Genomic DNA, 10,995 nt, shown 5'->3' with positions numbered 1-10,995 from the left:
CATGAGCGCTCATGGCAACCGTTTCGTACTTCTCGTCGGTGCCGGGGCCGGTAGGCAGCCCGATCGGCTCGATCAGGGACCGATAGCCGGCCCGACCGGCCCGATCAGGGACGCGCGGTGACGGTCTCCTGCGTCGTGCGGCGAACGATCGCCCGACGGATCAGGACCATCAGCAGCACGAACCCGACGGTGAGCAGGATGTGCCCGATCCCGGCGATGCCGGAGACCATCGCGTCCATGCTCCCCAGGTCCGCGCCCTGCACGGTGAGCAGGCCGCGCACGAACATCATGGCGGCGCTGACCAGCACACCCGCGTGGTAGACGCCCTGGAACCACGCGAACAGCCGCGGGGAGTCGGAGAGTCGGAGCACGGCCTCGAGGGCGAGGACCGCGAGCAGGACGATCACGCCCAGGGTCAGCAGGTGCGTGTGCACGACGCCCAGCTGGGTGTGATCGGTGGCCGGCCAGTCGGAGTGCTTGGTGATCTCGCGGAACGCGAGTCCGGAGGCGAGACCGAGGCCGAGGTAGACGCAGATCGCGGTGAACAAACGGTTCATGGCGCGCATGGGTGTTCCTTTCGAAGGTGGAGCTGAGGAACGGACGGTGCCGGCAGCAGCCGGCGGCAGAGGTTTCCGCGGGCGAAGGGGCCGACGGTCACCTCTGCTCAGCGGGCGCGGCGATCGGCGCGGCCGCCCAGGCGGCGCGGCCACCACATGCGGTCCCCGATCAGGGAGAACAGCGCGGGGACGAGCACCGTGCGCACGAGCACCGTGTCCACGAGGACGCCGAGCCCGACGATCAGGCCCAGCTGGCCGAGGACCACGAGCGGCAGCACGCCGAGCGCGGCGAACACCGCGGCGAGCACGATCCCGGCGCTCGTGATGACCACACCCGTCGAGCCCACGGCCCGGACGGTGCCGTGCACGGTGCCGAAGCGTTCGGCCTCGCGACGGATCCTGTGGGTGAGGAAGATCGTGTAGTCCACGCCCAGGGCCGCGAGGAACAGGAACGCCAGCAGCGGCACGGTGACGTCGAGCGCGGGGATGTCGAAGAGGGTGCGGCCCACCCACAGGCCCAGCCCGATCGAGGCGAGCGTGCTGACGAGGTTGGCCGCGAGCAGCACGAGCGGGGCCACGAGCGCCCGCAGCAGCATCACGAGCACCACGAGGATCACTCCGAGGATGATCGGCGCGGTGAGCAGAAGGTCCCGCATGGAGTCGTCGTGGACGTCGAGAGCCTGCGCCGAGGTGCCTCCCACCAGGGCGTCCGGCGTGACGCCGTGGACCGCGTCGCGGAGGGCGAGGGCCTCCTGGTCGGCCGCCGGGGACTCGGGCTGGGCAGTGCCCGTGGCCGAGAGGACGGTCTCGCCACCGGGCGTGGTGCCGCTCTCGGTGACGGACTCGATGCCGGGAACGTCCTTCGCCGCGGTCGTCACGGCCTCCGCGTCCGTGGTGGGGACGGTGATCAGATGCGGGCCGGACTGGCCGGCGCCGTAGTGCTCGGCGATCGCGGTGAAACCGGTCTGGGACTCGTTCGCCGAGGCGAACTGCTCGCTCTGCGAGAGGCCGACGCGCGTGCCCAGCAGACCGGTCGCGCACACGGCCAGCACGGCGAGCGTGCCGATCACGGACAGCACGGGGCGCGCGGTGACGCGGCGGGCGACGGCCGCGAAGACGCCGCGCTCGGCATCATCGGTCCCGGTCCCGCTCGCGGAGGGCGCCTCTCCGGCATCCGCTCCGCTCTGCGCAGGACGCGGGACGAAGGGCCAGAACACCCGGCGCCCGGTGATCGCGAGCAGGGCGGTGAGCGGGAACAGGACCGCGAGCAGGGCGATCACGAGCCCCACGCCCGCGGCGATGCCCAGCCCGCGGGTCGCGGGCATGACGGCCAGCACGAGCATGAGCAGGGCGAGCACCACCGTGACATTCGAGGCGACCACGGCCGGCGCGGTCTCGCTCCAGGCGCGGCGCAGCGCCACCCGGTGATCGTCGCTGCGATGCAGCTCCTCGCAGTACCGCGAGATCAGCAGCAGCGCGTAGTTCGCGCCCGCGCCGAACACGAGCACGCTGATCACGCCCGCATCGAAGGCCAGCGAGAAGGTCTCGCCCATGCGCGAGGTGACGGCGCTCGCGACGCCGTCGGCCGTGCCGACCACCGCGAGGGGCAGCAGCCACAGGACCGGGGAGCGGTAGGTGAGCAGCAGGAGCACGCCGACCACCGCGATCGTCACGATCAGCAGGCGGAAGTCGGCGCCGGCGAAGGCGCCGCGGATGTCGGAGCCGACGGCGGGGCCGCCGGTGAGCTGCACCTGGAGGTCGCCGGAGACGGCGCCATGGGCGACCTCGCGCAGATCAGCGACCTTCGCGTCCACCGCATCGTCGCCCGCGCCCGTGTCGATCGGCGCGAGCACGAGATCGGCGCGCCCGTCCTCGGAGGGCATCGGAGGCAGCTCGTCGCCGTCGGTCGCGTCCGCGAGGGCGGAGCGGAGGTGGGCCACCTGCTGCTCGTCGTCCGCCGTCAGCTTCTCGCCGTCGGTGCGGGTGACCACGGTCATCACGGTCTGCTGGTCCGCGTCGGGCAGCTGGTCGGCGACCGCTGCGGCTCGCGAGGACTCGGCGCTCGCCGGGAGCGCGTCCATCCCCGCGGCGGGCCCGGATCCGCGCAGACCCATCAGCGCGAGCGCGAGCAGCGCGGCGATCACCAGCACGGCCCAGGCGGAGCGCCGTCCGGTCAGGAGCGCGGCGATCCGCGCGAGGGCGCGGGCGGGTCGGGACGGGGCCGACGTGGTGGCGGGCGTCGGCGACAGCGTCGGGGAGCTGGTCGAGGTTCTCATCGTTCTTCCTGGTCGCGCTGGGTTCTGGGGGCCGCGGCGACTTGCGCCGCGGTACGCGATCCACGCTAGGAACGGCCTCGTCGGACGGAATCAACCGTTCGATGTATTCGACCTGTGACCCGCAGCCCCGCCGCGCCTCGGCGTGCTCCCCGGCGCCTCATGTAGGAATGGGGGCATGGAGAACCGACCCACCTACGGCTACGGCGCCGACGACCCGGATCCCGCCGAGCGCCCGCGACCCAGCTACGGCTACTCGGCCGACGACGCCGAACGCGCCGGAGGAGCCGACGGCGCCGCGGCCGGAGTGGGCGGCTCCTCCGCAGGAGCCCCGGACGATCCCTCCCTGCCCGCGCACGAGATCCCGGGAGGCGACCAGGCGGGAGCACCCGTGTGCCCCCGCCACCCCGACCGCGTGAGCTACGTGCGCTGCAAGCGCTGCGGCCGGCCCGCGTGCGGCGAGTGCCAGCGCCCCGCACCGGTGGGGATGCTCTGCGTGGACTGCGAGAAAGAGCTCGCCGCGCAGCAGCGCTCCGCGAGCCCGCGCAACATGGCCGGTGGGCGCATGGGCAGCTCCACCCCGTTCCTCACCTACGGCGTGATCGGCCTGTGCGTGGTGCTGTTCCTCGGCCAGACCCTGATCCCCGGGGGCGCCGTCGAGCAGGCCCTCATCTACGCCCCCGTGCGCACCCTCGCGATGCCGTGGACCCTGATCACCACCGGGTTCCTCCACGGCGGCGTGTTCCATCTGCTGCTGAACATGTACGCGATGTACCTGGTGGGCACGCACCTCGAGCGCACGCTCGGGCACTGGCGATTCGGTGCGATCTTCATGCTCTCGCTGTTCGCGGGGCAGGTGGCCGTGCTCCTGTTCGCGGACCCGGCGAACCCCTCCTCGTGGGTCGGGGCGACGCTCGGCGCGAGTGGCGGCATCTTCGGCCTGTTCGGGACGCTGCTCATCGTGAACCGGCGGATGGGCGCGGAGACCACGCAGATCCTCGTGCTGATCGGGCTGAACCTCGTCATCACCTTCACGATCCCCAACATCTCCTGGCAGGGGCACCTGGGCGGTCTGGTGATGGGCACGGCGCTGACCGCGGTGATGTTCGCGCTGCGTCCGAAGGCGAGCCCCGGTGCCGACCGCGCGGCGCTCGCGCGCCGCTCGGCGCTCATCCACGGAGGCGTGCTCGCCGCCGGGCTCGTGCTGTGCCTCGTGCTCATCGCGGTGAAGATCGCGACGGTCCCCGCCGGGTACCTGCCGCTGCTCTGAGGCGCGGGGCCGCGGGTCCGACGGCCGACGGGGGGCCCCGGCTGTGGAATCACACGCCTGTGATTATCCCCAGTTGTGGATAACTTTGGGGACAACCGCCGACCGTGTGTGGAACCGCGGGGGACGGAGGCCTTGAACCTGTGGACCGGAGGTGTCCGAGAGGCGTCGGCATGGTGCGACAGCCCCCATGACCTGCGGTACGAAGCGCTCCACCGTGCGGAATCACAAACCTGTCATTCGTCCCCAGGTGTGGAGTTCTCTGTGGAAAACCCTCTCAGGACTCCACACCGCCGGTGATCCGGAGGTCCTGATCCGACCGCAGGGCGGCCTCGATCATCCCCACCAGGGCTCGCGCGGCGTCCTCAGCGCCCACCACGTCGGCCGACGGGACGTGCACGAACCCGCCGCGGACGGCGACGCCGCGATCGCCGGCCTCGCTCGCGTCCGCCTGCAGTGCGTGGCACAGCCGGTAGAACACGTCGTTGCACACGTACGTCCCGGCCGACTGCGAGACCGCGGCCGGCACGTCCAGCTCCCGCGCGGACTCGACCATCGCCTTGATCGGCAGGGTCGAGAAATAGCCGACGGGTCCGCCGTCCACGCAGGGGGCGTCGATGGGGGAGCGGCCGTCGTTGTCGGCGATGCGTGCGTCCTGCACGTTGATCGCGACCCGCTCGGGGGTGATCGCGCGCCGTCCCGCGGCGAGACCGGTCGCGATCACGAGCCGCGGCGACCGGGCCGCGACCTGCTCGAGCAGCAGGTCGGCCCCGCGGGAGAACACGACCGGGAGGCGCACCGTCCCCACGCTCAGCCCTCGGGCCTCCAGCAGCGGCGCGGCCCGCCGCACGGACTCCCATGACTCGTTCGTCGCGGCCCCCGCGAAGGGGTCGAACCCGCTCAGCAGCACATCGATGCTCATGAGGGCAGGGTAGGCGCATCTACTCTGGGCGCATGCCCGCCTCGCCGACGCCCGACCAGCCCCTGCCCGACCAGGCCCTGCCCGACCGGTCCTCGCCCGTCGGACCGCCCCAGGACCTCGACGCCCTGCACCCGCCCTTCGCCCTGCGGGTGCGCTCCGGTCCGCTCACCCTGCGGGTCCTCGCCGACCGCGACCTCCCGGAGTACGCCGAGCTGCTGCGTCGGCCGATCTTCGTCGACCCCGACGCCCCGCACGTCTTCCCCTGGTATGCGCGGCCGGAGCAGGAGCGGATCCGCGAGGCGATGCGGTTCCAGTGGCGCCTGCGCAGCGAGCTCTCCCCGGAGAGCTGGTCGCTGCCCCTGGGCATCTGGGCCGACGGCCGGCTGATCGGCTGCCAGGACGTCAAAGGGAAGCAGTTCGCCGTGCGCCGCACCGTGACCTCGGGGTCCTGGCTCACCCGGGACATGCAGGGGCGCGGCTACGGCGGCCTCATGCGCCGGGCAGTGCTCGTCCTCGCCTTCGACCACCTGGGTGCGGTGCGGGCGGAGTCGGCGGCGGTCGTCGGCAACGAGCGCTCGTACGGCGTCTCGCGCTCCTGCGGCTACGTCGACGACGGCACCGAGATCATCGAGCAGAACGGCCGAGCCGTCGAGCATCAGCGGTTCCTCGTCACCCCGCAGACCTTCCGGCGCGGTTCCCGGAGCGTCGAGGTCGAGGGACTCACCCCGGAGCTGCGCGCCCTCCTCGGCGCTCCACCGGCAGGCGCCGAGACCGTCTGAGCGCCTCGTCCTCCCGGGCCGCGGAGCGACGCTGCTCCGCGGCCCGCCCCACCACCACAGAGGGGTCTCTCTGCGCCGGAGCCGTGGCTCCGGCGTGCGTCAGGCCGTGCGCTCCGGCGGACGCTCGCGCGGGTGCTTCGCACGCAGGACGAAGTAGTTGATCGCGCCCACGAGCGCGAACACGACCACGCCGAAGGCGATGCCGAGCAGGAGCGCGCTGCCCACCGACGCGCCGCCCAGGGCGCCGAATCCGATGATCGCTGCGGCCAGGGCGATCACTCCGGCGACGGCGCCGTTCAGGGCGGCGCGGGTATAGATCTGGTTCGAGCTCATGGGAACCTCCATGCGAGTTCCTGTGCTGCGGTGCCGACCTGTCCGGATGCCGCAGAAGCGCGGCATCGTCGCAGACCAGACGTGTTCTCACGGTAGAGTCGGCGGCGAGCCAGGGCCACTTCTGCACGGAACGTGAGGGCAACGGTGATGGATCTGGAACGCTATCGACGCACCGACCGCGCACAGGACGTCGGCTTCGTCTTCGGTGCGCTCACCGCCGCGAGCCTTCCCGGCCCGGGCCTGCTGCATTTGCTCGGCCGCCTCCACATGACCGAGTCCGCGGCGCGCAGCACGCTCGCGAAGATGGTGAGGATGGGCCGCCTCGACGTCGAGCGGCACGGACGCGTGGGCCTCTACTCCTTGGGCGCTCCGCTCGCGCGCCGATACCGCCAGATCGAAGGCACCGCGACGCCGGCCACGTGGTCAGGAAGCTTCCACGGCCTCCTCCACCAAGTCCCCGAGAGCGCCCGCTGGTTCCGCGACCGCCTCACCTACTACGCCGACTTCCACGGGTTCGGCTCCCTGCGCCCCGGTGTCCTGATCAGCGCCCGGGCAGAGGCGGACACCGTGCTCGGCCAGCTGGGCGAGGTGCCCGAGGGAGCCCTGGTCCACCGTGTGCAGATCACCCCCGAGAGCATCGAGGAGGCGCGGGGCATGGCGGAGGCGACGTGGGATCTCGCCGAGGTCGGCCGTCGCGCCGAGGACCTCACGGCGCGGATCCGTGCGCTGCGGGGGAGCGTCGAGCTCGCAGGCCGCCCTGCGGACGACGCGCCGCTCTGGGACGTGTTCGGACAGTGGAACGCGCTCTACCAGCAGGTGCTGCGCGTCGTCCTCGCCGACCCCCATCTTCCCGCGGAGCTCATGCCGTTGCGCTGGCCCGTCGGCACGATGTTCGCAGAGTTGAACCGGCTGAACAGCCGATGGGGGCCGACGCTCCAGCCGTTCCTGCGCGCGCAGGTCGAGCAGGCCGCGCCGGGCCTCGCCCGGTACGAGCCCGCTCCATGGGAGCGCACCCGGTAATCGCGCAGTCGCCGCGCAGGGCCGCGCAGAGTCACGCAGAGCCACGCGGGAGTCACGCCGGGCCGCGCAGGAGTCGGACCGGCGGGTCCGGGTGGTCCGGGCGCCCGGTCAGACCCCGTCGGCAGCGAGGCGCATCGCCGCGCGGGCGGCGGCGTCGGCTCCGGGCGCCTCCTGGACGCAGCGCGCGAGGAGCCAGCGCGCCGTCCTCTCCGGGTCGAGGCCGGTCAGGTGCGCCATCCGGGCGCTGAAGCCCGACGGGTCCTCGACCAGGCGGTCCTCGGCGTTGAACATGTGCTGGAGCAGGTCGTAGTGCGGATCGCCCACGTAGGGCTTCGGGTCGATGGCCCGCCAGGAAACGCCGCGGTCCGGTACCTCGCCGTCCGCTGCGAGCACGTTGTGGTGGTGCAGATCGGTCGCCAGCAGCACCTCCGGGACGCCGCGCTCGCGGGGGAGCGCGCGGAACAGGTCCAGGCCCCGTCGCACCAGCTCTTCCGGCAGACCGCGGGAGTCGCGGGCGAGGCGCTCGGCGGCCTCGTCGGCCCACCAGGCGCACATGTGCGCGAGCGGGCGGAAGCCGTGCTGGGGTGCGCCGGGGAGGTCGTCGGCGGGGATCCACAGGTGACGCAGCAGCCCCGCGACCACCTCGTCCTCCTGCTGGGGCGGGAGTCCGCTGCGCGCGAGCGTCGCGCCGGGTCGCACGCGCTCCATGAGCAGCACGCTGAGCGCGCCCTCGCGGCGGGCCTCGAGCACGTGCGGCACGATCGGGCCGGGCGCATCCCGACCGGAGTCCCTTCCCGCGGACCAGATGCTCATCCCGAGCGCCTCGTCCCGGGCCTCCTCGTGCGCCCACGCGACCTTGAGCACCAGGTCCTCGCCGCCGGCGCCCGTCGCCGCGCCCACCCAGCCGGTCGACCCCTCCGGGAACGCCGTGCCCAGCGTCAGGCCCAGGCGCTCGGCCCAGGCATCCCGGGCGGCGAGGATCTGCGCGTCCGACGGCCGCGGTTCCTGCGTCGGCCCGGGCGCGGGCCCGGCCTCGGGGGTGGGATCGGGCCGACGGTCGCCCTGCGAGCTCATGACCGGCGCCCGAGGAGGATCAGCTCGGCGGTCGCGTCGGTGACGGGGCCGCCGGACCAGTCGCCGTGCACCTGCTCCACGGCGAAGCCCGCGGATTCGAGGTCCGCGCGCAGCACGTCGAGAGGCCGGAAGATCAGCGTCTCCTCGGCGCTGCGTCGCGCGGACCCCTCGCGCTCCGTGACGCCACGATGGGTCTCGACGACCCCATCGGCCCCGCTCTCGTCGACCTCGAGGAGCTCGACCCAGCTGGTGAACTCGCCGCCGTCGGGATGGGGGAAGGTGCCGCGCGTGCTCTCCGGTGTCCAGCGCTCCCACGCCCGCCGTCGGGGGTCGCGGCTCTCGAAGGCGAGCAACCCGCCCGGCCGCAGCGCCCGATGCGCGTCCCTGAGCAGCGTGCGCCACGCGTCCGCGGGGCGATCTGCTGGGCGGCGTGCCCGGTCATGACCGCGAGGTCCGCCTCGCCCTCCGGCGCGGCATCGGCGGAGCCGAGGATCCAGGTCGCGCGCTCACCGCCGGGGCGCGTGCGCGCGACCTCGAGCATCGCCCCGGCGGGGTCGACGCCGATCACGCGGTGGCCGTCGGCCGCGAGATCGACGCCGAGCACCCCCGTGCCGCAGCCGATGTCCAGGACCGTGAAGGGCGCGCCCGACCCGCCCGCCGCGGCGTCGCGCAGCTCGCGGGCCAGACGCCGATAGAACTCGACGTCCTCGCGTCCGGAGTTCTCGGCGTCGTACAGCCGCGCGGACTCGGGATCCTCGTAGGGGTTCGTGGAGGGGAGCGTGCTCACCTCGGCGACGCTAGCGGGGCGCGCCCGGGGATGGCGAGCGAATAGGCCGCACGCCGATGGGCCGCACGCCGCGCCGCGCCGAGGTGTGCCGTCTGTCCGTTCCGGGCGGTGCGCCTGAGTGACAATGACCGGGTGAAACCGTTCCTGCTCATCGCGACCCGTCCCGAGGACGAGGTCGCGCAGTCCGAGTACGAGGCCGTGCTGCGCCTGACGGGCCTCGCGCCCGAGCAGCTGCAGCACATCCAGCTCGACCGCACGCCGATGCCGCCCATCGACCTCGAGGCGATCTCGGGGATCATCGTCGGCGGCAGCCCGTACAACACCTCGGACGACGCCGACGCGAAATCCCCCGACCAGGTGCGCGCCGAGCGCGAGCTGGGGGAGCTGCTGGACCGCGTCGTCGAGGCCGACTTCCCCTTCTTCGGCGCCTGCTACGGGGTCGGGACCCTGGGCGTCCACCAGGGCGCGATCGTCGACCGCACCTACGGGGAGCCCGTGAGCGGCATCGACGTCGAGCTCACCGACGCCGGCCGTGAGGACCCGCTGGTCACGGCCTCCGGCGTCCCCGACAGCTTCCTCGCCTTCGTGGGCCACAAGGAGGCCGTGCACGTGCTTCCCGAGCACGCCGTGCTGCTGGCCACCGGCCAGGGCTGCCCCGTGCAGATGTTCCGCGTGGGCACCTCGCAGTACGCTACCCAGTTCCATCCCGAGCTGGACAACGACGGGCTCGTCGGCCGCATCCGCGCCTACCGCGACAACGGCTACTTCGATCCCGCCGAGGAGGAGGAGCTGATCGCGCGCGTGCGTCCCGTCGACGTCCACCACGCCGCGAAGCTGCTGCGCGCCTTCGTCGAGCTGCACGCCCGCTGACCCCGTCGGCCGGAGCATCGGACCGCCCGTCCTCGCGGACCCCCGCGCCGGACCACGGCCGCCCGGAGCACCCCGCCACCCGCCCCCACCGGAGGCCCCGAGACCGATGACGTCCTCCCCGCCCCCCGACCGCTCCCCACGACCCGGCGACGCCGTGCGCCCCCGCCCGCGGCCCCGCCGGACGTTCACCCGTGAGCAGGTGCGACGCCGCCAGATCGTCGCGGGCGGATGCCTCGCGCTCGTGATCCTGCTGGTCGTGATCTCGTGCAGCGCGATCCTGGGCCGCCACGGCGGCGGGGGAGGGGGCGCGCTCGGCGGCGGGGCCGACGACTCCGCGATGAGCGTCCCCGCCACCCCGGCCGACGCCGCGGCGCTCTCCCAGCTGCCGAAGGACGCGAGCCTCGGCGGCGAGGAGGCCCTCGGCATCGACGTCTCCGCCCACCAGGGCGAGATCGACTGGACGAAGGTCCGGGGCGACGGCATCTCCTTCGCGTACATCAAGGCCACCGAGGGCACCGGCTTCACCGACCCGCAGCTGAACGCGAACTGGAGCGGCGCGCGCGGCGCCGGCGTGACCCCCGGCGCCTACCACTACTTCACCCTGTGCTCGTCCGGCGCCGATCAGGCGAAGGCGTTCCTCGCGGCCGTGCCGCCGAGCGACGACGCCCTGCCGCCCGCCCTCGACCTCGAGTTCGACGGGGCCTGCGAGAAGCGTCCCGAGGCGAAGCAGGCGAAGGAGGAGGTCGCAGCCTTCATCGACGCCGTCGAGAAGGCCTGGGGGCGCCGCGTGGTGCTCTACTCCTCGCGCGAATGGCGCGACCACTACGGACTCGACGCCACCGAGGACCGGCCCGACTGGCTGTACAACGACGGCTCCCGGCCCGTCCAGGGCGACTGGGCGCTGTGGCAGACCCGCTTCGACGGCTCGGTCGCGGGCGTGAAGGGTGACGTCGACATCGACGTGCTGCGCACCGAGGTGCTCCGCGCGTCCTCCTCGATGAACGACGACGCCTGAACGGCAGATCTCTCTGATCCCCGACTGACCTGGTCGAGACGATCCGGCGACGCCGCGCAGCGGCGCGTGTGACCCCTCACGCATCCCCTCGTGGGACG

Annotated in this window: 11 protein-coding genes and 1 pseudogene; 5 read left to right on the top strand and 7 right to left on the bottom strand. The window is 73.1% G+C overall.

Going from position 1 to position 10,995, the window contains the following annotated elements:
* Positions 1 to 104: 104 nt before the first annotated feature.
* Both I8D64_RS10010 and I8D64_RS10005 read right to left on the bottom strand, forming a co-directional pair.
* Entirely contained in the window at positions 105 to 566 is a 462-nt protein-coding gene (locus I8D64_RS10010) for a DUF2871 domain-containing protein (RefSeq protein ID WP_343068529.1), read from the bottom strand.
* Between the two features lie 98 nt (positions 567 to 664).
* On the bottom strand, positions 665 to 2,833 hold the full coding sequence (locus I8D64_RS10005; RefSeq protein WP_246482915.1) for an MMPL family transporter: 2,169 nt from the start codon (positions 2,831 to 2,833) through the stop codon (positions 665 to 667).
* A 175-nt stretch (positions 2,834 to 3,008) separates the two neighbouring features.
* Here I8D64_RS10005 and I8D64_RS10000 point away from each other — a divergent pair, with 175 nt between their 5' ends.
* Positions 3,009 to 4,100 carry a rhomboid family intramembrane serine protease gene (locus tag I8D64_RS10000; protein ID WP_200502352.1) on the top strand — a complete coding sequence of 364 codons (1,092 nt, stop codon included), beginning with the start codon at positions 3,009 to 3,011 and terminating at the stop codon, positions 4,098 to 4,100.
* Positions 4,101 to 4,374: 274 nt separating this feature from the next.
* Here I8D64_RS10000 and I8D64_RS09995 read toward each other — a convergent pair whose 3' ends face one another.
* Complete coding sequence (locus I8D64_RS09995; RefSeq protein WP_200502351.1) at positions 4,375 to 5,019, bottom strand: pyroglutamyl-peptidase I family protein; 645 nt, start codon at positions 5,017 to 5,019, stop codon at positions 4,375 to 4,377.
* Positions 5,020 to 5,051: 32 nt separating this feature from the next.
* On the opposite strand from I8D64_RS09995, the gene I8D64_RS09990 reads away from it, so the two are divergent.
* Positions 5,052 to 5,798: a GNAT family N-acetyltransferase gene (locus I8D64_RS09990; protein ID WP_200502350.1), complete on the top strand. Its 747-nt coding sequence runs from the start codon at positions 5,052 to 5,054 to the stop codon at positions 5,796 to 5,798.
* A gap of 99 nt (positions 5,799 to 5,897) precedes the next feature.
* On the opposite strand, the gene I8D64_RS09985 is transcribed toward I8D64_RS09990, so the two are convergent.
* Positions 5,898 to 6,131 carry a hypothetical protein gene (locus tag I8D64_RS09985; protein WP_200502349.1) on the bottom strand — a complete coding sequence of 78 codons (234 nt, stop codon included), beginning with the start codon at positions 6,129 to 6,131 and terminating at the stop codon, positions 5,898 to 5,900.
* A 147-nt stretch (positions 6,132 to 6,278) separates the two neighbouring features.
* On the opposite strand from I8D64_RS09985, the gene I8D64_RS09980 reads away from it, so the two are divergent.
* Positions 6,279 to 7,151, top strand: a complete 873-nt coding sequence (locus I8D64_RS09980; RefSeq protein ID WP_200502348.1) for a PaaX family transcriptional regulator C-terminal domain-containing protein — start codon at positions 6,279 to 6,281, stop codon at positions 7,149 to 7,151.
* Positions 7,152 to 7,259: 108 nt separating this feature from the next.
* On the opposite strand, the gene I8D64_RS09975 is transcribed toward I8D64_RS09980, so the two are convergent.
* The 3 genes and pseudogenes from I8D64_RS09975 to I8D64_RS17925 form a co-directional block, all read right to left on the bottom strand.
* Positions 7,260 to 8,225, bottom strand: a complete 966-nt coding sequence (locus I8D64_RS09975; protein WP_200502347.1) for an aminoglycoside phosphotransferase family protein — start codon at positions 8,223 to 8,225, stop codon at positions 7,260 to 7,262.
* On the bottom strand, positions 8,222 to 8,578 hold the full coding sequence (locus tag I8D64_RS17360) for a hypothetical protein (protein WP_246482914.1): 357 nt from the start codon (positions 8,576 to 8,578) through the stop codon (positions 8,222 to 8,224). The genes I8D64_RS09975 and I8D64_RS17360 overlap by 4 nt, the downstream gene beginning before the upstream one ends.
* A gap of 83 nt (positions 8,579 to 8,661) precedes the next feature.
* A pseudogene (locus tag I8D64_RS17925) lies at positions 8,662 to 9,012 on the bottom strand (class I SAM-dependent DNA methyltransferase); the annotation flags it as partial.
* Between the two features lie 132 nt (positions 9,013 to 9,144).
* Here I8D64_RS17925 and I8D64_RS09965 point away from each other — a divergent pair.
* Both I8D64_RS09965 and I8D64_RS09960 read left to right on the top strand, forming a co-directional pair.
* Positions 9,145 to 9,882, top strand: a complete 738-nt coding sequence (locus I8D64_RS09965) for a glutamine amidotransferase (RefSeq protein ID WP_200502345.1) — start codon at positions 9,145 to 9,147, stop codon at positions 9,880 to 9,882.
* 199 nt (positions 9,883 to 10,081) lie between these two features.
* The gene (locus I8D64_RS09960; protein WP_343068528.1) at positions 10,082 to 10,897 is read left to right on the top strand and encodes a GH25 family lysozyme; all 816 of its coding nucleotides are present in this window, start codon (positions 10,082 to 10,084) and stop codon (positions 10,895 to 10,897) included.
* Positions 10,898 to 10,995: the final 98 nt, after the last annotated feature.

This window comes from Brachybacterium halotolerans, assembly GCF_016623465.1.
Classification (GTDB): domain Bacteria; phylum Actinomycetota; class Actinomycetes; order Actinomycetales; family Dermabacteraceae; genus Brachybacterium; species Brachybacterium halotolerans.
Note: the sequence above shows the minus strand (reverse complement) of the source record. Positions and strands in the feature narration are given on the sequence as shown.

Bases quoted from the DNA above. Each gene is read 5' to 3' on its own strand.
- I8D64_RS10010 (WP_343068529.1), bottom strand. From the start codon at position 566: ATGCGCGCCATGAACCGTTTGTTCACCGCGATCTGCGTCTACCTCGGC.
- I8D64_RS10005 (WP_246482915.1), bottom strand. From the start codon at position 2,833: ATGAGAACCTCGACCAGCTCCCCGACGCTGTCGCCGACGCCCGCCACC.
- I8D64_RS10000 (WP_200502352.1), top strand. From the start codon at position 3,009: ATGGAGAACCGACCCACCTACGGCTACGGCGCCGACGACCCGGATCCC.
- I8D64_RS09995 (WP_200502351.1), bottom strand. From the start codon at position 5,019: ATGAGCATCGATGTGCTGCTGAGCGGGTTCGACCCCTTCGCGGGGGCC.
- I8D64_RS09990 (WP_200502350.1), top strand. From the start codon at position 5,052: ATGCCCGCCTCGCCGACGCCCGACCAGCCCCTGCCCGACCAGGCCCTG.
- I8D64_RS09985 (WP_200502349.1), bottom strand. From the start codon at position 6,131: ATGAGCTCGAACCAGATCTATACCCGCGCCGCCCTGAACGGCGCCGTC.
- I8D64_RS09980 (WP_200502348.1), top strand. From the start codon at position 6,279: ATGGATCTGGAACGCTATCGACGCACCGACCGCGCACAGGACGTCGGC.
- I8D64_RS09975 (WP_200502347.1), bottom strand. From the start codon at position 8,225: ATGAGCTCGCAGGGCGACCGTCGGCCCGATCCCACCCCCGAGGCCGGG.